Origin of the sequence: Streptomyces sp. NPDC048523 (assembly GCF_043199815.1) — a bacterium.
Classification (GTDB): domain Bacteria; phylum Actinomycetota; class Actinomycetes; order Streptomycetales; family Streptomycetaceae; genus Streptomyces.
In genome coordinates this window covers 858,014-878,645 of record NZ_JBICWQ010000003.1, presented here as the reverse complement: position 1 = coordinate 878,645, position 20,632 = coordinate 858,014, and the positions used below count along the sequence as shown (strand labels likewise).

Genomic DNA, 20,632 nt, shown 5'->3' with positions numbered 1-20,632 from the left:
TCAGGGATGCCCACACCTCCCGCTCACGAGCCGGGACCTGGACCAATGGTGTAGACCAGTAGGGGGAGCTTGGACCAGACCAGAAGGCCTGTCAAGAGGTGCCGAAAAGGCCCTGACCAGCCGTTATGCGAGCTACATATGCAGGAACCATTACTAAAGAAGCCAGCGAAAACAGCGGCGGCGGAGTACTCTCGTCCGCTATACCACTCACCACTGTGGACTAGACCAAAAGAGGCGGCGACGGTATACAGAAGGGATCACGATGTGACCCGCATCCGGAGCCGGGAAGGCAGACCATGAGCAGCGACGTCAGCAGTGCGGAGACCGAGGGAGGGGCAGGCGTCCGTACCGCGCGCGTGCCCAAGTACTACCGCCTGAAGAAGCACCTGCTCGACATGACGGAGACGCAGTCGCCCGGTACGCCGGTACCGCCCGAGCGCACGCTCGCCGCCGAGTTCGACACCTCACGCACGACCGTGCGCCAGGCGCTGCAGGAACTCGTGGTCGAGGGGCGCCTGGAGCGGATCCAGGGCAAGGGCACCTTCGTCGCCAAGCCCAAGGTCTCCCAGGCGCTGCAACTCACCTCCTACACCGAGGACATGCGCGCCCAGGGTCTCGAACCCACCTCGCAGCTCCTGGACATCGGCTACATCACCGCCGACGACCGGCTCGCCGAGCTCCTCGACATCACCGCCGGCGGCCGGGTGCTGCGCATCGAGCGCCTGCGCATGGCCAACGCCGAGCCGATGGCCATCGAGACGACCCACCTCTCCGCCAAGCGCTTCCCGGCCCTGCGCAGGTCGCTGGTCAAGTACACCTCGCTCTACACGGCGCTCGCCGAGGTCTACGACGTCCACCTCGCCGAGGCCGAGGAAACCATCGAGACCTCCCTGGCCACCCCGCGCGAGGCCGGCCTGCTCGGCACCGACGTGGGCCTGCCGATGCTGATGCTGTCCCGTCATTCGATCGACAGGACGGGCGAACCGGTGGAGTGGGTGCGGTCGGTGTACCGCGGGGACCGGTACAAGTTCGTGGCCCGCCTCAAGAGGCCGGTCGACTAGTGCCTTAGGAGTGCCCTGGGAGTGCCCAGCAGGCGTGCTTCACAGAATCGACATACCGATATGCGGACGAGGTCTTCCGCTCTCACGACACCAGCGCCTAGATTGCCTGCGCATTGCAGGTGATCAGCGCTGATCAGTGAGGGGCAGGAGTCGCGACATGTCGGATGCACCTGAAGTCGGACCACCGGTGGTGACGCCGGTACGAGTGGTCATCGCCCTCTGCCTGTTGGCGCCGTTCGTGGCGATGCTGTGGGTCGGCTCGTACGCCAAGGTCGACCCCACGTTCATCGGCATCCCGTTCTTCTACTGGTACCAGATGCTGTGGGTGCTGATCTCCACCGCGCTGACGATGATCGCGTACCAGCTGTGGCAGCGTGACCAGCGTGCCCGCCGTGGAGGTACCAAGTGAACGACGGCGTCAACGGTGTGGCTCTCACCGTCTTCATCCTCTTCTTCCTGGCCGTCACGGTCATGGGCTTTCTGGCCTCGCGCTGGCGCAAGGCCGAGAACGAGCACAGCCTCGACGAATGGGGCCTGGGCGGCCGCTCGTTCGGCACCTGGATAACCTGGTTCCTGCTCGGCGGCGACCTTTACACGGCGTACACCTTCGTCGCGGTCCCCGCGGCCATCTACGCGGCGGGCGCGGCCGGCTTCTTCGCGGTGCCGTACACCATCCTGGTGTACCCGCTGATCTTCACGTTCCTGCCCCGCCTGTGGTCGGTCTCCCACAAGCACGGATACGTGACGACCTCGGACTTCGTGCGCGGCCGCTTCGGCTCGAAGGGGCTGTCGCTGGCGGTGGCGGTCACCGGCATCCTCGCGACCATGCCGTACATCGCGCTCCAACTGGTCGGCATCCAGGCGGTCCTGGACGTCATGGGCATCGGCGGCGGCGAGAACACGAACTGGTTCGTCAAGGACCTGCCGCTGCTGATCGCCTTCGGTGTCCTCGCGGCCTACACGTACTCCTCCGGCCTCCGGGCCCCCGCGATGATCGCGTTCGTGAAGGACACGCTGATCTACATCGTCATCGCGGTGGCGATCATCTACATCCCGATCAAGCTGGGCGGCTTCGACGACGTCTTCGGCGCGGCGAGCGAGAAGTACACGGCGGCCAAGGCGGGCGGCCTCGTCCCGCTGGAGGCAGGCCAATGGACGTACGCCACGCTGGCGTTGGGCTCCGCGCTCGCGCTGTTCATGTACCCGCACTCGATCACCGCGACGCTCTCCTCGCGCAGCCGTGAGGTGATCCGCCGCAACACCACGATCCTGCCGCTGTACTCCCTGATGCTGGGCCTGCTCGCGCTGCTCGGCTTCATGGCGATCGCGGCCGGGGTCAAGGTCACCAACCCGCAGCTGGCGATCCCGCAGCTGTTCGAGGACATGTTCCCGGACTGGTTCGCGGGCGTGGCCTTCGCGGCGATCGGCATCGGCGCGCTGGTCCCGGCGGCCATCATGTCCATCGCGGCCGCGAACCTGTTCACCCGCAACATCTACAAGGACTTCATCAAGCCGGACGCCACGCCCGCACAGGAGACCAAGGTCTCCAAGCTGGTCTCGCTCCTGGTGAAGGTCGGCGCGCTGGTCTTCGTCCTCACCATGGACAAGACGGTGGCCATCAACTTCCAGCTGCTGGGCGGCATCTGGATCCTGCAGACCTTCCCGGCCCTGGTCGGCGGCCTGTTCACCCGCTGGTTCCACCGCTGGGCCCTGCTCGCCGGCTGGGCGGTCGGCATGGTCTACGGCACGGTCGCCGCGTATGGCGTCGCCTCCCCGACCCAGAAGCACTTCGGCGGCTCGGCCAAGGAGATCCCGGGCATCGGCGAGATCGGCTACATCGGTCTGACCGCGTTCGTGCTCAACCTGGTCGTCACGGTGGTCCTGACCTTCGTGCTGAAGGCGCTGAAGGCTCCCGACGGCGTGGACGAGACCAGGCCGGAGGACTACACGGCGGACGCGGGCGACCCGGGGGTCCAGACGGAACTCCCGCCGGCGACAGCGGGTTCGGTCCACTAGTCACGGTGTCCACGGGCCGTCGGAGAAGTCGTCCGGCGGCCCGTTGTCGTACCCGTCGGGCACACTCACCGGCATGGACATCGTGATCCGGACCGCGCAACCCGCCGAGTACGAGACCCTCGGCGAGATCACCGCCCAGGCCTATCTCCAGGACGGCCTCCTGCTGTTCGGCGACAGCGACTGGTACCTCGAAGAGCTCAGGGACGTGGCCAAGCGGGCTGCCGCCGCGGACGTGTTGACGGCCGTGGCGGACGACACCGTCCTCGGCACGGTCACCTTCGTCCCCTCCGGCGGCCCGCTGGCCGACCTCGCCCGCCCCGGCGAGGCGGAGATCCGCATGCTCGCGGTGGCTCACGCGGCCCGCGGCAGAGGCGTGGGACAAGCCCTCGTCCAGGCCTGCGTCGAGCGCGCCGGGACCGCGGCCACCACCGGCATCGTCCTGTGCACCCAGCCCACGATGCACACCGCCCACCGCATCTACGAACGCCTCGGCTTCACCCGCGCCCCCGAGCGCGACTGGAAGCCGATCCCCGGCGACGAGTTCACGCTTCTCGCCTATGAGTTGACGCTCTGAAGTCACCGCGACACAACATATGGGCCTGCTTTCCTCACCCGGCACAAGATGTATGCTCATGCTCGCTGTCGCCGCAGGGGAATCCGGTGCGAATCCGGAACTGTCCCGCAACGGTGTACTCATGCGTGCATAAGCGCACATGAGCGTCAGTCCGAGGACCTGCCGACAGCCGCCCGTGCCGCACCGGCCCGGGTGTCATGACGTCCGGGCCTCGTGGAATGGGCCGGTGGACGCGACGCCGTGCGCGCTCGTGTGCTGCCCCCTGCCCTCCGCGAGGCCCCCGTGCCCAGCGAGGGAGTGCCCCACGTGACCATCGCGCCGGCCGATCCGGCCTCAGCGACCGAGCGGACCGCACAGCAGGACCACGACGGCCCCGGTGCCGCCCTGCTGCGGACCCTGACCGCGCTGACCGCCGACCTCCCCGACGCCGACCCCGGCCGGGTCGCCGCCGCCGCGCTGCGGGGCCGTTCCTCGCGTGCGGCTTCCCCCGAAATGGTCGTGGAGTTGCGCGAGCTGGCCACCGAGGCGGCGGCCGGCCTCATCTCCGAGGACCCCGCGTACAGCAGGCTGGCGGCCCGGCTGCTGACCGTCTCCATCGCCGCCGAGGCCGCCTCGCAGGGCGTGACCTCGTTCACCGGCTCGGTCGCCGTCGGCCACCGCGAGGGTCTCATCGCGGACCGGACCGCCGAGTTCGTGCGCATCCACGCCGAGCGGCTCGACGCGCTGGTCGACACCGAGGCCGACGACCGCTTCGGCTACTTCGGCCTGCGCACCCTGTACAGCCGCTACCTCCTGCGGCACCCGATCACCCGCAAGGTCATCGAGACCCCCCAGCACTTCATGCTCCGGGTGGCGTCCGGGCTCGCCGAGGACGACACCCCGCGCGCCCTGGACGAAGTCGCCGCGCTCTACCGGCTCATGAGCCGCCTCGACTACCTCCCCTCCTCCCCCACCCTCTTCAACTCCGGCACCCGGCACCCCCAGATGTCGTCCTGCTACCTGTTGGACTCCCCCAAGGACGAGCTGGACTCCATCTACGACCGCTACCACCAGGTCGCCCGGCTCTCCAAGCACGCCGGCGGCATCGGCATCGCCTACTCCCGCATCCGCTCCCGCGGTTCGCTGATCCGCGGCACCAACGGGCACTCCAACGGCATCGTCCCGTTCCTGAAGACCCTCGACGCCTCGGTGGCCGCCGTGAACCAGGGCGGCCGGCGCAAGGGCGCGGCCGCGGTCTACCTGGAGACCTGGCACTCCGACATCGAGGAGTTCCTGGAGCTCAGGGACAACACCGGTGAGGACGCCCGTCGTACGCACAACCTGAACCTCGCGCACTGGGTGCCGGACGAGTTCATGCGCCGGGTGAACGCGGACGCCGAGTGGTCGCTCTTCTCGCCGGCCGATGTGCCCGAGCTGGTCGACCTGTGGGGCGAGGAGTTCGACGCGGCGTACCGCAAGGCCGAGGCCGCGGGGCTCGCGAAGAAGACGATCCCCGCGCGTGACCTCTACGGCCGGATGATGCGCACCCTCGCGCAGACCGGCAACGGCTGGATGACCTTCAAGGACGCCGCCAACCGCACGGCCAACCAGACGGCCCTGCCCGGCCACACCGTCCACTCCTCCAATCTCTGCACGGAGATCCTGGAGGTCACGGACGACGGGGAGACGGCGGTCTGCAACCTGGGGTCGGTGAACCTCGGCGCGTTCGCCGACACGACGACCGGCGACATGGACTGGGAGCGGCTGGACGCCACCGTCCGCACCGCCGTGACCTTCCTCGACCGGGTCGTCGACATCAACTTCTACCCGACCGAGCAGGCGGGCCGTTCCAACGCCAAATGGCGTCCCGTCGGTCTCGGCGCGATGGGCCTGCAGGACGTCTTCTTCAAGCTGCGCCTGCCCTTCGACTCCCCCGAGGCCAAGCGGCTCTCCACCCGGATCGCCGAGCGGGTCATGCTCGCCGCCTACGAGGCCTCCGCCGACCTCGCCGAGCGGAGCGGCCCGCTGCCGGCCTGGGAGAAGACCCGTACGGCACAAGGGGTTCTGCACCCCGACCACTACGCGACGGACCTCACCTGGCCGGAGCGCTGGGCGGCACTGCGCGAGCGCATGGCCACCACGGGTCTGCGCAACAGCCTCCTGCTCGCCATCGCGCCCACCGCCACCATCGCCTCGATCGCCGGGGTGTACGAGTGCATCGAGCCGCAGGTCTCCAACCTGTTCAAGCGCGAGACGCTGTCCGGCGAGTTCCTCCAGGTCAACTCGTATCTGGTGAAGGAGCTCAAGGAGCTCGGCGTGTGGGACGCCCGCACCCGTGAGGCGCTGCGCGACGCGAACGGCTCGGTGCAGGACTTCGCGTGGATCCCCGGAGACGTACGGGCGTTGTACCGGACGGCGTGGGAGATCCCGCAGCGCGCTCTGATCGACATGGCGGCGGCGCGGACCCCGTTCCTCGACCAGTCGCAGTCCCTGAACCTCTTCCTGGAGACGCCGACCATCGGCAAGCTCTCCTCGATGTACGCGTACGCCTGGAAGTCCGGGCTGAAGACGACGTACTACCTGCGCTCGCGCCCGGCGACCCGGATCGCCCGCGCCGCACAGGCGACGGTGCCCGTCCAGCAGCCGGCCCCCGAAGACGCGGTCGCCTGCTCCCTTGAGAACCCCGAGTCCTGCGAGGCCTGCCAGTAATGACCAGCGGAGCCAAGACTGTGCCTTCCAAAAACCTGCTCGACCCGGGCTTCGAGCTGACCCTGCGCCCGATGCGCTACCCGGACTTCTACGAGCGCTACCGGGACGCCATCAAGAACACCTGGACCGTCGAGGAGGTCGACCTCCACTCGGACGTCTCCGACCTGGCGAAGCTCAGCCCCGCCGAGCAGCACCTCATCGGCCGCCTGGTGGCCTTCTTCGCGACCGGCGACTCGATCGTCGCGAACAACCTGGTGCTCACGCTGTACAAGCACATCAACTCGCCCGAGGCGCGCCTGTACCTGAGCAGGCAGCTCTTCGAGGAGGCCGTCCACGTCCAGTTCTACTTGACGCTGCTCGACACCTACCTCCCCGACCCTGAGGACCGGGCGGCGGCCTTCGACGCCGTCGAGAGCATCCCCTCGATCCGCGAGAAGGCGGAGTTCTGCTTCCGGTGGATCAACGAGGTGGAGAAGCTGGACCGGCTGGAGTCCCAGGCCGACCGCCGCCGCTTCCTGCTCAACCTGATCTGCTTCGCCGCGTGCATCGAGGGCCTCTTCTTCTACGGCGCCTTCGCCTACGTCTACTGGTTCCGCAGCCGGGGTCTGCTGCACGGTCTCGCCACCGGCACCAACTGGGTGTTCCGCGACGAGACCATGCACATGTCCTTCGCCTTCGACGTGGTCGACACCGTCCGCAAGGAGGAGCCCGAGCTCTTCGACGACCGGCTCCAGCAGCAGGTCACCGACATGCTGGCGGAGGCCGTGGAGGCGGAGCTGCAGTTCGCACGCGACCTGTGCGGCGAGGGACTGCCCGGCATGAACACCGAGTCGATGCGGCAGTACCTGGAGTGCGTGGCCGACCAGCGACTGACGCGGCTCGGCTTCGCGCCGGTGTACGGCTCGCAGAACCCGTTCTCCTTCATGGAGCTCCAGGGTGTCCAGGAGCTGACCAACTTCTTCGAGCGGCGCCCGTCCGCGTACCAGGTGGCCGTGGAGGGCACGGTCGACCTGGACGAGGACTTCTGACGGGACATCTTCAAAAATCGGTGGATCCGGGCACGTGGGTGGTACGTCCAAGGGGGAAGGAGGCCATCCATGCGCCCGATCCGCAAGACGACCCTCGCCCTCGCGACACTGACGCTGCTCCTCGCGGGCTGCGGCACCGACGCCGGGAACGGGAAGGGGGGAGGCGGCGACAGTGTGTCGCCGTCCTCCCCCACCGCCACACCCACCGCGACCGGATGCACGACCCGGGCGGAACTCGGTGCCACCGACAGCGGGGACACCGTGTGCCTCACGGTGGGTGACACGATCCGGATCAGCCTGGACGGGACCAGGAACCGGCCCTGGAAGCCGGTCGCCGTCGACGGCAGCGGTCTGGAGGCCACCAACAGCGGCATCGTCCTGCTGCCCGGTGACGCGAGCTCCGCGTACAAGGCGGTCTCGGCGGGCCGGGTCCGGCTGAGTTCACAGCGTCCCCTGTGTGCCACCGGGACCGGCGGCATCTCCTGCAAGGGCATTCAGGAGTGGCGGGTCACCGTGCTGATCACCTGAGCGTGACCGCGTCCGCGGCCGACACCTTCAGCGAGGTCGTCGTGGTGCCGGGGAAGTACCAGCGCCAGCTGCCCGCCGACGTGGCGGTCACCTTGGTGCCGAGCCGGCCCACGTTGTCCGTCTTCACGGTCTTGACCGTGCTGTAGTGGGCGGCACCGGCCGCGCGGAACTGGAGCCTGACCGCCTGGCCGGGGTAGCCGTGGTACTTCAGGTCCTCCCAGTTGGCCCGGGAGAGCTTGCCCTTGACGGTGAGCTGGGCGCCCTTGGCGACGGGTTCGGGGGTCGCGTCGGTGGTGAGCTGCGCGGCCCGCTTGACCTTGTACTCGGCGATGTCGTCCGAGATCCAGTAGTCGCCGTCGTTGGCCTTGACGGTGGCGTTGACCTGCCAGACACCGGCGACCCTGTTGCTGTCGATGTCGTCGCTCGCGGCGATCCAGCCGGGGTCGACCGTCATCGTGCCCGTGCACACGGACGTCGTCGAACTCTTCCTCACGCAGGAAGAGTCGCCGTTCCAGTCGATGAAGCCGTAGCCGTTGGATCTGTTGAACGTGCTGAGATCGGTGATCTTCTTGACGCCCGAGTCGTCCTTGATGGTGATCGCGATCGGGTACGTGACGGTCTTCGCGGTACCGATGATCACGTTGCCGCCCTTGTTCACCACCGTCTTGGTGACCCTGATGTCACCCTCGCCCTCGGCGTGGGCGCCGGTGGCCGTGAGCAGGGTCAGGGCTGCCGCCCCGCCTGCCACGGCCCACAGTCTGTGTCTCATGTTCCTCCCCTGATGGTTCAGGAGAGATTAGACGGTGCGCGTCGTCCTGCGTGCGGCCCGGTACTCGTAGGCCCGCTTGATCTGACGGTCCATCCGGCGGTCGTGCAGGATCCCGATCACCGACGGGAGGACCAGGAGGACGAGGATTCCGAGAACAGTCAGCATTCCGATCAGTCCTTGTGTCTGTGCGGTAGTCATGTCACTACTGTCGCGCCGCAGACTCCTGACAAACAGTGGCAGGACTGCCGCACACCCTCGATTTACTGCCACCTTTGAGGCACACTGGCAGCATGCTGAAGAACGTGGCGGCCGTCGTCCTGGACGGCGTGAATCCCTTCGAGCTCGGTGTGGTCTGCGAGGTCTTCGGAACCGACCGCAGTGACGACGGACTGCCCGTGTACGACTTCGCGGTCGCCTCGGGCGAGGGGCCCCGGCTGACCTCGCGCTCGGGCTTCACCCTGCAGGTCGAGCACGGCCTGGAGCGGCTGGAGTCGGCCGATCTGATCGCCGTGCCGGCCTGCGCCGACTACGAGACGCGGGAGTTTCCGCCGGAGCTGCTCCAGGCCCTGCGCGACGGGGTCGACCGCGGGGCGCGGGTGCTCAGCGTGTGCTCCGGCGTCTTCCTGCTCGCCGCCGCCGGACTGCTCGACGGACGGCGCTGCACCGTGCACTGGCACCACGCGGAGGAGCTGGCGCTCGCGTACCCGCGGCTGACGGTCGAGCCGGACGTCCTGTACGTCGACGAGGACCCGGTGATCACCTCCGCGGGCACCGCCGCCGGTATCGACGCCTGTCTGCACATCGTGCGCAAGGAGCAGGGTCCCGAGGTCGCCAACAAGATCGCCCGGCGGATGGTCGTACCGCCGCACCGGGATGGCGGACAGGCGCAGTACATCGAGCGGCCGCTGCCCCGGTCGACGTGCGACACCGTCGGCGAGGTGCTCGTGTGGATGGAGCAGCACCTCGACGAGGAGGTCACCGTCGAGCAGCTCGCCGAGCGCGCGCACATGTCCCCGCGCACCTTCGCCCGCCGCTTCCAGCAGGAGACGGGTACGACTCCCTACCGCTGGATCCTGCGCCAGCGGGTGCTGCTGGCCCAGCGGCTGCTGGAAGCGACGGACGAGACGGTGGACACGATCGCGGGCCGCGCCGGCTTCGGCACCGCGGCCGCGCTGCGTCACCAGTTCCTGCGCACGGTGGGCACCACGCCGAACGCCTACCGGCGCACCTTCCAGGGCCCGGAGGCGGCCGCCTGACCCGTCACCTCGGCACGGGCCGCACCAGGAGCCGGTTCGGCCGCAGCGTGATGCCCGGCCGGGGGGTGTCGTCGGAGCCGGCCACCTGCTCGAAGCGGTACTTCCGGGCCAGCGCCGCCGTGAGCAGCGTCAGCTGGGCCATCGAGAAGTGGTCGCTCGGGCACTTCCGGTTCCCGGTGCTGAACGGGCTCATGGCGTGTTTCGGAACCGACTTGGCGCGGTCGGGACTCCAGCGCAGAGGATCGAACTCCGCGCTGTCGTCGAAGGACTTCGCGTCGCGCTGGATCGCGTACGGACTGTAGACGATGTCGGACCCGGCCGGAATGCGATAGCCACCGAGTTCGGTGTCGCGCACCGCCCGCCGCGTCAATATCCATACCGCGGGCCACAATCGCATGGTCTCGACCACCACATAGGTCGTGTACCTGAGCGACCGTACGTCGTCGAATGCCACAGGACGGCCACCGGTGACCGATTCGACTTCCGCGCACACCTTGTCCGCGTGTTCGGGGTGTTCGGCGAGCACCTGAAGCAGCCACATGATCGTGGACGCGACGGTTTCGCCGCCGGGGGTGAGTATCGCGACGACCTGGTCGTGGATCTCCTGTTCCCCGATGGGGTCGCCATTCGCGTCCTTGGCCGCCAGCAATGCCGTCAGCAAATCGTCCGGCTTTTGACCGGATGCCCGGCGTTCGGCGATGATCTCGTCGACCACGAGATGCAGATCGGCCAACGCGCGGTTGAATGCGAGGTTGGCCGGCAGGGGCAGCTTGTACAGCGGCCCGGCGGGTATCACCATCCGCCGGTACATGCCCCGGAAGACGGTCGTGAGCGCGACGCACAGCCGCTCGGCGCGCTCGTCCATGTAGTCGCCGCGCAGCAGACAGCGGGCCGCGATGCGCACGGCGACCCGGAAGGACTCCAGGGTGGCGTCGACCGTCTCACCGGGCTGCCAGCGCTCGGCGAGCGCGTGCGCCTCCTCCTCCATGATCGGCCCGTACGCCGGGAGGGCGTCGAGCCGGAACGCGGGCTGGATGATGCGCCGCTGCCGCCGGTGCTGCGGGCCGTTCGCGGTGGCCACACCCTCCTTGCCGACCAGCCCCTCCAGGGACTCCCACAGCGGCCCGGCGATGACGAAGTCGGGGTTGAGGGCCACGGCTCCGGTCAGTTCCGGGGTGGTGGGCGCGTACACCGACTTGGGGCCGAGCCGGAGGCGTACGACCTCGCCGTGCCGCCGCAGCCCGGACAGGAAGCTCAGCGGATCACGGAGCAGACGCCAGCCGTGGCCGAGGACGGGGACGCCCCCGCCCGCGAACGGCGGCTCACCCGACTCGGGAGCCACCGTGGCTTCGGGTTTCACGGATTCGACGGTCATTTCTCACCTGCCGCTTCGTTGTTGACGTACGGGGGCGTGGACCGGTCGTCCCAGTTGTCGACCATGTAACGGCCGGACTCGTGGTGGAACCAGTAGACGGTGCTGAACCAGTTGCGCATATTGCGGACGCAGGCCCGGACGGCGGCGCTCAGTTCCTTCCCGCGCACGGTGCCGTCGTCGAGACTGTCGGCGAGAAGGAGGGCGTCGGCCTCGGCCACGAGGAATGCATCCACGCATTTCTCGATCAGCCGCCGCATTTCTCCGATCGCCTCTTCGAGGGTCAGCCCCTGGTGTTTGATGAGACTGATGCCGAGATTGTGTACCTCGTCTCCCGCGATTTCCTTGGGGAGTGAACAGAGGTCGTTGTACCAGGCGGCGAATTCCTGGCTGAGCAGGGCCGCCCGCCGGTATGCCGTATGTTTCCGCACCCCGTCCGGGAGTTCGCATCCCGCGCTCGGCTCCAGCAGATCCGTCCAGATCCAGTGCGCGAAGGTGAGGCGGCGCAGTGCCAGGTATTCCTTGACCGTGGGAATGGTTCCCCTGGTGCGATTGCGGAATTCCCGGTCGTAGGCCTCGATCACGTCGTGGAAGTGACCGGCGAACCGGGTGTTCCACGTCCGGGGCAGGAACGAGTACAGCCGCACCATGCAGTCGGCGAAGGCGGCGACCAGCGGATCCTCGTGGTGCAGATGGTCCCGTGGCGAGTCGAGCGCCGCGTGCAAGCGGAACCTCAGCCGCCGCCACGCCCGCGAACGGCGGTGGACGATGTCGCGGTCGTGCCGGTCGTCCCAGACGAAGAACCACGCGCTGTAGTCCGCTATCGCCTGGAGGACCTCGTCGGGGGCGCCGAGGTAGTACCCCGCCATGAGGTCCGTGTAGCACAGTCCGTCGGCATATTCGGCCACCTTGTCCGCCGGCATGAGCCGTTTTTCCAGAAGCCAGGTACGGGTGTTCTCCTGGAGGCTGGGCCAATACGGATGCAGTTGCCTGGGAAACGCTGCCTCGATCACCGGGAGAGAGAGCGACGGTGGAACCGCGATCGCCGTCGGCGTCGATGTGGTGCTGTGTGGGAAAGCAGACACGAACAAACCCCTTCCAGCCGCCAGTTGGCACACACCCCTGCGCTGAAGCGGGCGTGCGCCGTTGCGTATCCCCGCACTTCCCATTCAGCACCACAACTGACCATTCTGGGAATGGATTTGCTTCATTCACTACCCCACGGTGTCGGGATTCTCCCCTCATGTGACCTGAACCGGATCACTATGTGAGCACATCCGATCGAACGTGCGACGCACAGACGAACGGCGCCTGTTCGGGGAGTGATCCCTGAACAGGCGCCGGGTGTGCGGGAGCGGTGGGACTCAGTCGTTGGCGACCACGGGGTAGCGGGGCTCGTTCTCGGCCATCTGCCGCAGCGCGTCCTTGCGTTCGCGCTTGGAGAGACGGTCGATGTAGAGGTAGCCGTACAGGTGGTCGGTCTCGTGCTGCAGGCACCGGGCGAAGTAGCCGGTGCCGCGGACCTTGACCGGGTTGCCCTTCTCGTCCTGCCCGGTGACCTCGGCGTAGTCGGGGCGGGCGAGCGGCGCGTACGCGGTGGGCACCGACAGGCAGCCCTCGTTGCTGTCGTCGAGGCGGCGCTGTTCCGCAGGCAGGTCCACGAGCTTCGGGTTGCAGACGACACCCACGTGCCGCCGGCCCTCGTCGTCCTGGCAGTCGTACACGAAGACCTTCAGGTCGACGCCGATCTGGTTGGCGGCGAGGCCGACCCCCTCGGCGGTGCGCTGGCTGGCGAACATGTCCGCGACCAGCTGGTCGAGCTCCTCACCGAACTCGGTGACGTCCTTGCACTCCTTGTGCAGCACGGGGTTCCCGACGACGGTGATGGGCCGCGAGGTGCCGCGCTCACGCCAGGCGTTCTCCCGCTCCTCGGCGTCCTCGGTGTCGATGACGAACCCCTCGTCGTCGACGGGGAGCACGCCCGCGTGCTGCTGATCGGTGTCCTGCTGGGCCATGACCTACGGATCGCCTTCCTGCACAAACAAAGAACATGGGGGGTGTGGTGCTGATACAGGGTACGGCGAATGTTCAGCAGACCTCTTCGAGATCCCGCCAGTCACGAGAATCCGGACTGTCAGCGACCCAACCGTCCAACAGCCCACGGACCAGCGAGGCCGGCGCAGCCACCCCGCACTCCCGCTCCGGCACCCACAACTGCCCGTCCGTGCGGTGCCCCAGCGGTCCGGGGTGTCCCGGCTCGCTGTGGTCGTGCGGGTCCAGGTGCTCCCCGTCGCCCTCGTCGGACGGCATCCGCGACTCGGAGCACATCCGGCACAGCAGCCGTACCGACGACGACCAGTCCTCCGCCGCGAACCCGGCGTCCGCCGCGAGCTGCTCCAGCGCGTCCCGGTCCGCCTCGGTGGCCGCCTCCAGCAGGACCACCCAGGTCGGCACGGGCGAGGGAGCCCACAGCTCGATCTCGTCGAAGACGGGATAGGCGTGCCCGGACGCCGTGGTCCGCTCGCCGTGCGGCACCCCGTCATGGAGCACGACCTCGCCCCAGCGGCGCCCGGACGACGGCAGCGGGATGGACAGCACCTCGACACGGGCCGGGTCCAGCCGCCGCCCCCACACCACTTCGGCCTCGCCCTCGGGGGACAGCCGTACGGCCGCGCTGCCGAGGTCCATGCCGACGGGCTCACCGGACGCGGTCGCCCCACCAGGCACCCGCAGCCCGTACGCCTGCCAGGCACGCCGGGCCAGCGGCCAGTCCTGGAGCGCGGTCGCCGCGATGCCGACGTTCCACCAGTCGGGCGCCCCGGTCTCCCGGTCGAGCAGCGCGACGGCCCGCAGGCCCGCGGCCCGCGCCTGCTCCCAGTCGTGCCGGAACTTGTGCAGGAGGGCGAGGTTGAACCAGGACTCGGACAGCCAGGGCTCCAGGTCCGCGGCACGTGTCAGCAGCGCGCCCGCGTCCTCGTACCGGCCGTCGCCGATCAGCGTGAACGCGCGGTCGGTGGCCTGCCGCCAGGAGGCGGAGGGCCGGTGCCGTCCCTTGCCGAAGATCCTCACGATTCCCGCCTGCCGGTTCCGTCGAGTGGGCTGGCTGTGCCCCCGGACACCCTCTCTCTCGCATCCAACCACGTGTGCTTGGAAGGGCGCTCATTACCCATGGGTTACCCCGTCACGGGCGAGGTCAGACAGTCCCTCGACAGCACCCGGGCCAACGCTTCCACGACCTCCGGAGCGTAGTCCCCCGCGGTGCCCAGGCGCAGCTCCTCCAGCGCGGTCAGCGGCCCACCGGGTCCGGCGTCCCGCGCCTTCTCCTCGTAGGCGTTGACCGCCCGCACGATCCGCGCGGCCAGCGGCTGCTCCCGGCAGGGGTCGGCCTGCCGCTCCACGACCACGGCGACGGCCGCGTCGACGCCCGTCTGCCGTACGACGGCCCCGCCGAGCAGCGCGATGCGGCGCTGTTCGGCGAGGGGCAGGGCGGCGGTGGCACCCGCGGGCACCGGGTCGACGAGGCTGAGCTGGCCGATGTCGTGCATCAGGGCGGCGTACTCCAGGACGGTGAGCTCGGGCCGGGACATCCCCAGGTCGCGCCCGACCTCCCGGCAGAGCGCGGCGACCCTGCGGGCGTGCCCGGCGGGCGTGTACCCGGCGATCTCGGTGGCGCGGGCGAGGGAGGCGATGGTCTGCCGGTAGGTGCAGCGGACGGCGGCGTACCGGCGGACGGAGAGCTGGGTGAGGAGCAGCGGCACCGAGAACACGGGCAGCGCCCACAGTCCCGCGACGGCGACCGCGAGCGCCATCACGGCGCCGGTGGCCACGACGGCGGAACCGATGCCCAGGAGGGACCGCAGCTCGTCCCTGAGCAGCGGGCCGAAGGGCCAGCGGGTGCGGGAGTGCGCGAGGGCGGCGGCGAGCACCGCGTCGCACAGTGCGGTCAGCGAGAGCAGGGCGAGCAGGAGCAGGGCGTAGGCGGGGCCGCCCCACTGGGTGAAGGTCCCCTGGTTGTAGAGGGGTTGGAAGCACACGGCGGCGAACCCGACGGTGAGCACCCGGCGGGCGAGCTGGTCGGCGGTGGGCCCCTGCCCGCGTCCGACGTGCGGCACGCTGCCGACCAGGGAGGCGGCGAGGACGACGGTGACGGCCTGGGTGACGCCGTGATGCGTGGGCGTGCCGGCGTCCTCGCCGAGCAGGGCGTACGACAGTGCCCCGGCGGCACCCAGCGGCGCGGCCTCCCTGACGTGGGGGCCGCTGCGCCGGTTGAGCTCACCGACGGTGATCAGCACCCCGAAGGCGAGGGCGGTGCCGCGCTCCTCGAGTCCGGTCCACAGGACGAGGGCGAGGGAGCCGAGAGCGAGCAGGGCGGCACAGGTGTGGACGAGGGTGAGGAGCGGCGGCAGCCGACGGGACGCCTTCCGGGCGCTCACCGGCGTACCCCGGGCCGCCCTGTGGTCGTCGGGCGGGGGCGCGGCACACCGGTTCCGTCGGCCTCGTCCGCCGTGACCGCCGGATGCCAGCCGTGCCGGGACAGGGCGCGGACGAGGGCCGTCACCATCCGGGGGTCGAACTGGCTGCCCGCGCACCGCTCCAGCTCCTCCAGCGCGGCGCCGACGGGCCGGGCCCGCCGGTAGGAGCGGGTGGAGGTCATCGCGTCGAAGGCGTCGGCCACGGCCACCACCCGTGCCGACTCCGGGATCTGAGCACCCACCAGCCCGTAGGGGTACCCGCTCCCGTCCAGCCGCTCATGGTGGTGCAGCACGGCGGCCCGGGCCTCCCCGAGGAAGGAGATGCCCCGCACCATCTCGTGCCCGTACTCGGGGTGCAGCTCGATGACCCGCCGCTCCTCGGGGGTCAGCGGTCCGTCCTTCCTCAGCAGCCGCGTCGGCACGCCGAGCTTGCCCACGTCGTGCAGGATCCCGGCGAACCGCAGCACTTCGGTGCGGGCGTCGTCCATGCCGAGCTCCCGCGCGATCATCATCGACGCCTGCCCGACCCGCTCGCTGTGCCCGCGGGTGTACTCGTCCTTGATGTCGACGGCCTGCACCAGCGCCCGGATGGTGGCCTGGTGGGCGGCCCGCTCCCGGTGGTACTGCGCGAACACCCACCACGACACGCACATCGGCAGCAGGACGAGCAACGCGGCGACGGGACCGTAGGGGCTGCGCCACAGCACGGCCATCATGAGCCCGGCCAGCCCGTGGACGGCGACGGGGGCGAGGGAGCGGAGGAACAGGCCGCGCCAGGCCCGCCGTACGGGAATCCTCTCGGCGAGCGCCAGGATGCCCCCGTCCAGGACGCTCAGCACCAGACAGAAGGCCAGCACCGCGGCGCCGGCGGGCAGCAGCGCGTACGGGAAGTCGGCGGCCGCGACCGCGTCCCGGCCGCCCATCGCCCCGTGCACCCGCGTGGCGGCCCACACGCTCACCGCGAGCTGCGCGGCCCGCCAGATGCGGCGCAGCGCTCGGGGGCTCCGCTCGACCGGGGACAGCAGCGCCCCCGGCAGCGCCACGAGGGCGGCGGCCGGGGGCGGCAGCAGAAAGGCGCCGGCGAGCAGGACCGGGTAGAAGGTGCCGGTGAGCCTCCGGCGGGCGGCGGCCTGCTCGCAGCCGGCGTACAGCGCGGCGAGCAGGGCGAGCTCCCACCAGAGGGTGCGGACGGCCGGCAGCGGCAGCAGACACAGCAGTGCGGCTGCGGCGACACAGGCGACGTACGCACGCGCGCGTGCCGGCACCGCCTCCATGTCGCCCCTCCGCCCCAGTCCGCACAGCTGCGAGGAGCCTAGGACGACGAGGGGAGGCGGCGTGGGCCGATCACCTGCCGATTAGCACGTTCGGGTGACGAGAGCTCGTGCCCTGGAGGGGGTTCAGGATTCCTGGGAAGAGGCCGTCACGTCGTGCTCCGGCACGGTCTGTCCGGAGCGGATCAGGTCGAGCCGCCCCAGGACCTTGGCGCGCAGGTCGGTCGGCACGTCGTCCCGGCCGCAGCACCGCTTGACGAGCTTCTTCACGGCCTCTTCGAGACCGTACTTCTCCAGGCACGGCGAGCACTCGCTGAAGTGCTGCTTGAACTTGACGCGATCGACGTCCGGCATCTCACTGTCGAGGAACTCGTAGAGATGATCGAGTACCTCACTGCAGTCCGTCTCGTGCGGCTCTCCGCAGCTCATGAGCCCGAGCCTTTCGCTTCGTTCGACTCTCCGGCACCGGCCGGGACGAGCCCGCGCTCACGGGCGTAGTCCTCGAGCATGCCGCGCAGTTGGCGGCGGCCACGGTGCAGTCGGGACATCACCGTTCCGATGGGTGTCCCCATGATGTCCGCGATCTCCTTGTACGCAAAGCCCTCTACGTCAGCGAGGTAGACGGCGATGCGGAATTCCTCGGGGATCGCCTGGAGCGCTTCCTTCACGTCCGAGTCGGGCAGGTGGTCGAGCGCCTGCGACTCGGCGGAGCGCAGACCGGTCGACATGTGCGACTCGGCGCGGGCGAGCTGCCAGTCCTCGATCTCCTCGGCCGCGGAGCGCTGGGGTTCGCGCTGCTTCTTGCGGTACGAGTTGATGAACGTGTTCGTGAGGATCCGGTACAGCCACGCCTTGAGGTTGGTCCCCTCACGGAACTGGTGGAAGGACGCGTACGCCTTGGCGTACGTCTCCTGCACCAGGTCTTCGGCGTCGGCCGGGTTGCGCGTCATGCGCAGCGCGGCCGAGTACATCTGGTCGAGGAATTCGAGCGCGTCCCGCTCGAAGCGCGCGGTGCGCTCCGCAGTGGACTCCGTGCTCGCGCCCTGGCCCTCGGGCTGCTCCGCCTGGCCGTTGTCGGTCCCTGCGTCGATCCCAGTGACCGGACCCACCTCCTCAAGATTCCGGGCAGCACCGAAACCGATGCCACCGGAATTGGAGGATAGACGACTACCCGTCCCTGCCGCCCCTCGAATAGAGGTGGTCTTGGCCGCATGCAGCACTGTCCAGTCCAGGTCAGCGCGGCTGCTGCGGCTCGGGCAGAAGGTCGAACCCATGCGGCGGACTTCCTCTCTACGACGGTCCGCGCCGTGTCTTCAGCGCTTCTGTCCGCCTCAACAGAGGTCCGCGGCCCAACATTCCCGGGCCTTTACCCCAGTGACCCGGCCCACTTCAAGACCGCGTCGGTGACAACCGTCACGGCTTCCTCCTGCGTGATCTCCGCCCGCTTCGGCACGGCGAAGCCGTGATCGCCGCGGGGCACCTCGACCAGCTCGAAGGACCCGTCCGGGAACTCCGCCGGCTTCCCGAACGGATCGTTGCCGCCCTGGACAACCAGGGTGGGCACCCCGGATCCGAGCAGTTCCGCGGCGCGGGACTTCTCCGGCCTGCCCGGCGGGTGCAGCGGGAAGCTCAGGGCGAGGACCGCGGCGGCGCCCAGCTCCACGGCCGTACGGCAGGCGACGCGGGCCCCGGCGCTGCGCCCGCCGGAGATCACCGGCAGGCCGGGCGCCCCGAGAGCGGGCCAGACGCCCCGCCATCCCGCGTCCAGCGTCTTCGGCGCGGGCGCGACCTTCTTGCCGGCCACCCGCCAGGGCTGCTCGACGAGGGCGACGGTCACTCGGTGCCGCGGCAGCGTGTCGGCGAGCGCCTGGAGGTCCCGCGCCTCGATGCCGCCGCCGGCGCCATGGCTGACGGCCAGCACGAGCCGTGCGGTGCGCGCCGGGTGCCAGGTGATGCGGGCGTCCCCGGCCTCGGTGCTGATGATCTCCGTGGTGGTCACGTCAGAAGAGTGTGCCCTCTTCCGGCCCCTCCAGCTCCTTCAGCAGCTCGGGCCCGTTGTTGCGGACGTTGCTGACGGCGGTGGAGACCGGGTAGGCCCGCATGAGCCCCTCGGGCGGGGGCGCGAGCAGCGAGCGCAGGTCCTCCAGGTCCGTGCGGGACGGGTCGAGCCAGGTGTCCCAGCGGTCCGGGGTCAGCATCAGCGGCATCCGGGGGTGGATGTCGGTGAGGGAGCGCGGGCCGTCGGCCGGGGAGACGGCCAGCGGGCCGGTCTCCGCCTCGGTGGTGATCACGGAGCAGGTCGCCCACCAGGCCAGCGGATGGTCGTCGGGCAGGGTCTTGTCCCGCCAGAACTCGTACAGCCCGGCCATCGCGAACACCGAACCGTCGGCGGGCAGCACGAAGTAGGGCTGCTTGCGCGGCCGCTTCTTCTTCCCCTCGACCTCCAGCTCCCGCTCGCCGGAGCCGGTGACCCACTCGTAGTAGCCGTCGGCCGGGATGATGCAGCGGCGGGTGGCGAAGGCCCTCTTGTACGACGGCTTCTCGTGCACGGTCTCCGCGCGCGCGTTGATCATCCGGGCCGCGCCCTCGGGGGTCTTCGACCAGCTCGGGACCAGCCCCCACTTCAGCTTCCGCAGCTGCCGAACCGGCCGCGGGTCCTCGGCGTCCTTCAGGGGACGGTCGAGGACGGCATAGACCTCCTTGGTCGGGGCCACGTTGTAGTCGGGCTCCAGGGTCTCCTCGGGCTCCCACTTCTCGATCTCAAAGATTCCTGCGAGATCCTCGGGCCCACGACTGGCTGCATACCGTCCGCACATACGTGCCACACTGCCAGACTCCGTACGACCAGAGGGAGCCACCGGGAAACATGGACAGCACCGCATCGACCGCGCTGCCCGACCTCTGGGACCGGCTCATCGGCCTGCAGCCCGACCCCGACCTGTGGGTGGTGCTCGGCACCATGGCGGCGGCGCTCGCCATAGTGGTCCCCCATACGCTGTGGCGGCTCTCGCGCAACGCCATCACCATCGCCCACGAGGGCGGCCACGGCCTGGTCGCCCTGCTCACCGGGCGTCAGCTCACCGGGATACGGCTGCACTCCGACACCAGCGGGCTCACGGTCAGCCGGGGCAAGCCGCACGGCATCGGCATGATCCTCACCGCGGCGGCCGGTTACACCGCTCCCCCGCTGCTCGGCCTCGGCGGCGCCGCCCTGCTCTCCGCCGGCCGCATCACCCTGCTGCTGTGGGCGGCGACGGCCCTGCTGGTGGCCCTGCTGGTGATGATCCGCAACGCGTACGGGGCGCTCACGGTGGTGCTCACCGGCGGCACCTTCGTGGTGGTGTCCTGGCTCGCCGGATCCCAGGTGCAGGCGGCGTTCGCGTACGCGGTGGTGTGGTTCCTGCTGCTGGGCGGGGTACGTCCCGCTTTCGAGCTACAGGCGAAGCGGGCGAGGGGCGGCGCGGGTGATTCGGACGCGGACCAGTTGTCCCGCCTGACGCACGTGCCGGCGGGGCTGTGGCTGTTCCTGTTCCACGCGGTGAGCCTGTGTTCCCTGATAGGCGGCGGACGGTGGTTGCTGGAGGTGTGACAGGCCCC

21 protein-coding genes and 1 riboswitch are annotated in these 20,632 nt (G+C 69.6%); of the genes, 9 read left to right on the top strand and 12 right to left on the bottom strand.

Annotation, left to right across the window (positions count from 1 at the left end):
• The first annotated feature begins 296 nt into the window (after positions 1–296).
• The 7 genes from ACGFWE_RS19875 to ACGFWE_RS19845 all read left to right on the top strand — a co-directional run bounded on the left by ACGFWE_RS19875 (position 297) and on the right by ACGFWE_RS19845 (position 7,895).
• On the top strand, positions 297–1,061 hold the full coding sequence (locus ACGFWE_RS19875) for a GntR family transcriptional regulator (RefSeq protein ID WP_352390239.1): 765 nt from the start codon (positions 297–299) through the stop codon (positions 1,059–1,061).
• A 157-nt stretch (positions 1,062–1,218) separates the two neighbouring features.
• On the top strand, positions 1,219–1,470 hold the full coding sequence (locus ACGFWE_RS19870) for a DUF3311 domain-containing protein (protein ID WP_352390240.1): 252 nt from the start codon (positions 1,219–1,221) through the stop codon (positions 1,468–1,470).
• Positions 1,467–3,077, top strand: coding sequence for a monocarboxylate uptake permease MctP (gene mctP / locus ACGFWE_RS19865; protein WP_352390241.1), 1,611 nt, complete (start codon positions 1,467–1,469; stop codon positions 3,075–3,077). The genes ACGFWE_RS19870 and mctP overlap by 4 nt, the downstream gene beginning before the upstream one ends.
• A 73-nt stretch (positions 3,078–3,150) precedes the next feature.
• Complete coding sequence (locus tag ACGFWE_RS19860; RefSeq protein ID WP_352390242.1) at positions 3,151–3,651, top strand: GNAT family N-acetyltransferase; 501 nt, start codon at positions 3,151–3,153, stop codon at positions 3,649–3,651.
• Positions 3,652–3,673: 22 nt separating this feature from the next.
• Positions 3,674–3,833, top strand: a riboswitch (cobalamin riboswitch).
• 124 nt (positions 3,834–3,957) lie between these two features.
• Positions 3,958–6,339, top strand: a complete 2,382-nt coding sequence (locus ACGFWE_RS19855) for a ribonucleoside-diphosphate reductase subunit alpha (protein ID WP_393600593.1) — start codon at positions 3,958–3,960, stop codon at positions 6,337–6,339.
• The gene (locus tag ACGFWE_RS19850; RefSeq protein WP_352390244.1) at positions 6,339–7,367 is read left to right on the top strand and encodes a ribonucleotide-diphosphate reductase subunit beta; all 1,029 of its coding nucleotides are present in this window, start codon (positions 6,339–6,341) and stop codon (positions 7,365–7,367) included. Before ACGFWE_RS19855 ends, ACGFWE_RS19850 begins: the two co-directional genes overlap by 1 nt.
• Positions 7,368–7,436: 69 nt before the next feature.
• Positions 7,437–7,895 (top strand): hypothetical protein, encoded by a 459-nt coding sequence (locus ACGFWE_RS19845; RefSeq protein WP_352390245.1) that lies wholly within the window; start codon positions 7,437–7,439, stop codon positions 7,893–7,895.
• On the opposite strand, the gene ACGFWE_RS19840 is transcribed toward ACGFWE_RS19845, so the two are convergent.
• Both ACGFWE_RS19840 and ACGFWE_RS19835 read right to left on the bottom strand, forming a co-directional pair.
• Positions 7,888–8,664: a hypothetical protein gene (locus ACGFWE_RS19840; protein WP_393600592.1), complete on the bottom strand. Its 777-nt coding sequence runs from the start codon at positions 8,662–8,664 to the stop codon at positions 7,888–7,890. The two genes, ACGFWE_RS19845 and ACGFWE_RS19840, sit on opposite strands and share 8 nt — an antisense overlap.
• 27 nt (positions 8,665–8,691) lie before the next feature.
• A complete protein-coding gene (locus tag ACGFWE_RS19835; protein WP_352390247.1) occupies positions 8,692–8,862 on the bottom strand; it encodes a hypothetical protein in 171 nt (56 codons plus the stop codon).
• Between the two features lie 92 nt (positions 8,863–8,954).
• On the opposite strand from ACGFWE_RS19835, the gene ACGFWE_RS19830 reads away from it, so the two are divergent.
• Positions 8,955–9,920, top strand: a complete 966-nt coding sequence (locus tag ACGFWE_RS19830; protein WP_352390248.1) for a helix-turn-helix domain-containing protein — start codon at positions 8,955–8,957, stop codon at positions 9,918–9,920.
• A gap of 4 nt (positions 9,921–9,924) precedes the next feature.
• Here ACGFWE_RS19830 and ACGFWE_RS19825 read toward each other — a convergent pair whose 3' ends face one another.
• The 10 genes from ACGFWE_RS19825 to ACGFWE_RS19780 form a co-directional block, all read right to left on the bottom strand.
• A complete protein-coding gene (locus tag ACGFWE_RS19825; RefSeq protein WP_393600591.1) occupies positions 9,925–11,295 on the bottom strand; it encodes a cytochrome P450 in 1,371 nt (456 codons plus the stop codon).
• On the bottom strand, positions 11,292–12,377 hold the full coding sequence (gene cyc1 / locus ACGFWE_RS19820; protein ID WP_352390250.1) for an epi-isozizaene synthase: 1,086 nt from the start codon (positions 12,375–12,377) through the stop codon (positions 11,292–11,294). Before cyc1 ends, ACGFWE_RS19825 begins: the two co-directional genes overlap by 4 nt.
• A 279-nt stretch (positions 12,378–12,656) precedes the next feature.
• Entirely contained in the window at positions 12,657–13,307 is a 651-nt protein-coding gene (gene def / locus ACGFWE_RS19815) for a peptide deformylase (protein WP_393600590.1), read from the bottom strand.
• Between the two features lie 73 nt (positions 13,308–13,380).
• The gene (locus ACGFWE_RS19810) at positions 13,381–14,361 is read right to left on the bottom strand and encodes a hypothetical protein (RefSeq protein WP_352390252.1); all 981 of its coding nucleotides are present in this window, start codon (positions 14,359–14,361) and stop codon (positions 13,381–13,383) included.
• Between the two features lie 104 nt (positions 14,362–14,465).
• On the bottom strand, positions 14,466–15,725 hold the full coding sequence (locus tag ACGFWE_RS19805) for an HD domain-containing protein (RefSeq protein WP_352390253.1): 1,260 nt from the start codon (positions 15,723–15,725) through the stop codon (positions 14,466–14,468).
• The gene (locus ACGFWE_RS19800) at positions 15,722–17,038 is read right to left on the bottom strand and encodes an HD-GYP domain-containing protein (RefSeq protein WP_393600589.1); all 1,317 of its coding nucleotides are present in this window, start codon (positions 17,036–17,038) and stop codon (positions 15,722–15,724) included. The genes ACGFWE_RS19805 and ACGFWE_RS19800 overlap by 4 nt, the downstream gene beginning before the upstream one ends.
• Positions 17,039–17,161: 123 nt before the next feature.
• Positions 17,162–17,464 (bottom strand): mycothiol system anti-sigma-R factor, encoded by a 303-nt coding sequence (gene rsrA / locus ACGFWE_RS19795; protein ID WP_352390255.1) that lies wholly within the window; start codon positions 17,462–17,464, stop codon positions 17,162–17,164.
• The gene (gene sigR / locus ACGFWE_RS19790) at positions 17,461–18,144 is read right to left on the bottom strand and encodes an RNA polymerase sigma factor SigR (RefSeq protein ID WP_007384596.1); all 684 of its coding nucleotides are present in this window, start codon (positions 18,142–18,144) and stop codon (positions 17,461–17,463) included. Before sigR ends, rsrA begins: the two co-directional genes overlap by 4 nt.
• 257 nt (positions 18,145–18,401) lie before the next feature.
• A complete protein-coding gene (locus ACGFWE_RS19785) occupies positions 18,402–19,034 on the bottom strand; it encodes an alpha/beta family hydrolase (protein WP_352390256.1) in 633 nt (210 codons plus the stop codon).
• Position 19,035: 1 nt separating this feature from the next.
• The gene (locus ACGFWE_RS19780; protein WP_352390257.1) at positions 19,036–19,851 is read right to left on the bottom strand and encodes an SOS response-associated peptidase; all 816 of its coding nucleotides are present in this window, start codon (positions 19,849–19,851) and stop codon (positions 19,036–19,038) included.
• Between the two features lie 50 nt (positions 19,852–19,901).
• Between ACGFWE_RS19780 and ACGFWE_RS19775 the strand changes: the two genes are divergently transcribed.
• Positions 19,902–20,624 (top strand): M50 family metallopeptidase, encoded by a 723-nt coding sequence (locus ACGFWE_RS19775; protein WP_352390258.1) that lies wholly within the window; start codon positions 19,902–19,904, stop codon positions 20,622–20,624.
• Positions 20,625–20,632 lie beyond the last annotated feature (8 nt).

Excerpts from the sequence above, each read along its gene's own strand:
- ACGFWE_RS19830 (WP_352390248.1), top strand. The coding sequence starts at position 8,955 with ATGCTGAAGAACGTGGCGGCCGTCGTCCTGGACGGCGTGAATCCCTTC.
- ACGFWE_RS19845 (WP_352390245.1), top strand. The coding sequence starts at position 7,437 with ATGCGCCCGATCCGCAAGACGACCCTCGCCCTCGCGACACTGACGCTG.
- ACGFWE_RS19840 (WP_393600592.1), bottom strand. The coding sequence starts at position 8,664 with ATGAGACACAGACTGTGGGCCGTGGCAGGCGGGGCGGCAGCCCTGACC.
- ACGFWE_RS19775 (WP_352390258.1), top strand. The coding sequence starts at position 19,902 with ATGGACAGCACCGCATCGACCGCGCTGCCCGACCTCTGGGACCGGCTC.
- rsrA (WP_352390255.1), bottom strand. The coding sequence starts at position 17,464 with ATGAGCTGCGGAGAGCCGCACGAGACGGACTGCAGTGAGGTACTCGAT.
- ACGFWE_RS19850 (WP_352390244.1), top strand. The coding sequence starts at position 6,339 with ATGACCAGCGGAGCCAAGACTGTGCCTTCCAAAAACCTGCTCGACCCG.
- def (WP_393600590.1), bottom strand. The coding sequence starts at position 13,307 with ATGGCCCAGCAGGACACCGATCAGCAGCACGCGGGCGTGCTCCCCGTC.
- ACGFWE_RS19860 (WP_352390242.1), top strand. The coding sequence starts at position 3,151 with ATGGACATCGTGATCCGGACCGCGCAACCCGCCGAGTACGAGACCCTC.
- ACGFWE_RS19875 (WP_352390239.1), top strand. The coding sequence starts at position 297 with ATGAGCAGCGACGTCAGCAGTGCGGAGACCGAGGGAGGGGCAGGCGTC.
- ACGFWE_RS19780 (WP_352390257.1), bottom strand. The coding sequence starts at position 19,851 with ATGTGCGGACGGTATGCAGCCAGTCGTGGGCCCGAGGATCTCGCAGGA.
- ACGFWE_RS19800 (WP_393600589.1), bottom strand. The coding sequence starts at position 17,038 with ATGGAGGCGGTGCCGGCACGCGCGCGTGCGTACGTCGCCTGTGTCGCC.
- ACGFWE_RS19825 (WP_393600591.1), bottom strand. The coding sequence starts at position 11,295 with ATGACCGTCGAATCCGTGAAACCCGAAGCCACGGTGGCTCCCGAGTCG.
- ACGFWE_RS19870 (WP_352390240.1), top strand. The coding sequence starts at position 1,219 with ATGTCGGATGCACCTGAAGTCGGACCACCGGTGGTGACGCCGGTACGA.
- ACGFWE_RS19835 (WP_352390247.1), bottom strand. The coding sequence starts at position 8,862 with ATGACTACCGCACAGACACAAGGACTGATCGGAATGCTGACTGTTCTC.